The organism is Limnohabitans sp. Jir72, assembly GCF_003063575.1.
In the GTDB taxonomy this organism is placed as follows: Bacteria; Pseudomonadota; Gammaproteobacteria; order Burkholderiales; family Burkholderiaceae_C; genus Limnohabitans_A.
In genome coordinates this window covers 1-855 of record NZ_NESC01000037.1, presented here as the reverse complement: position 1 = coordinate 855, position 855 = coordinate 1, and the positions used below count along the sequence as shown (strand labels likewise).

General features: G+C 52.7%; 1 protein-coding gene. It reads right to left on the bottom strand.

The genetic code is table 11. The annotated features are described in order from the left end of the window. The coding region (locus B9Z52_RS17495; RefSeq protein ID WP_108415119.1) for an IS3 family transposase at positions 1-855 on the bottom strand (855 nt) is incomplete at both ends.

Here is an 855-nt window from a genome sequence, read left to right as displayed (position 1 = left end):
CCATAGAGGGCTGAGTTCTGTACTGCACAGGACTCAGCCCTTTTAGTTTGATCTTGATCCGATCGTTGTTGTAGTAGTGGATGTACTCCTTCAAGCCCATCTCAAGCTCTTTCACATTCTCGAATTTGTTCAAGTAGAAGTACTCCGATTTGAGAGTTCCGAAGAAGCTCTCCATGGCAGCGTTGTCCAAACAATTGCCCCTGCGGGACATGCTTTGCGTCAAGCCTCTAGCGGCAAGCTGGCGTTGGTATGAAGCCATTTGATACTGCCAGCCTTGGTCGGAGTGCAGCAGCGGCGCCTCCTGGCTATTGAGTTTGCCCAACGCTTTCTTGAGCATCTCGCTCACCAAAGGCATCCTCGGAGTCTCTTGCATTTCATAGGCAACGATCTCCCCGTTGTACAGGTCCAGCACAGGCGAGAGATACAGCTTTTCGCCTCGAACATTGAACTCCGTGACGTCCGTCACCCACTTGCTGTTTGGCCGGTCTGCGCGGAATTTTCTATTTAAAACATTTGGCACATTCGCATTGAACTGCCCTCGGTATGAGCGGTATTTCTTGGGGCGCACCAGCGACTTGAGGTCTTGCAGCTTCATCAGGCGTTGAACCGCCTTGTGATTGACCTCGCAGCCACTTCGACACAACTCAGCTGTGATGCGCCGATAGCCATAACGCCCCTTGTGGCAGTCGTAAATCTCCCGAATGCGAACCTTCAAATCGGCGTTCTTGTCATCCCTTTGCAGCGCCTTGACTTGGTAGTAAAACGTGCTGCGAGGCAGCTCGGCCACCTGGAGCAAAGTGGCCAAGGGGTGATGCTGCCTTAGTTCGATCAGGGCTTTCGCTTTGTCTGCGCAGC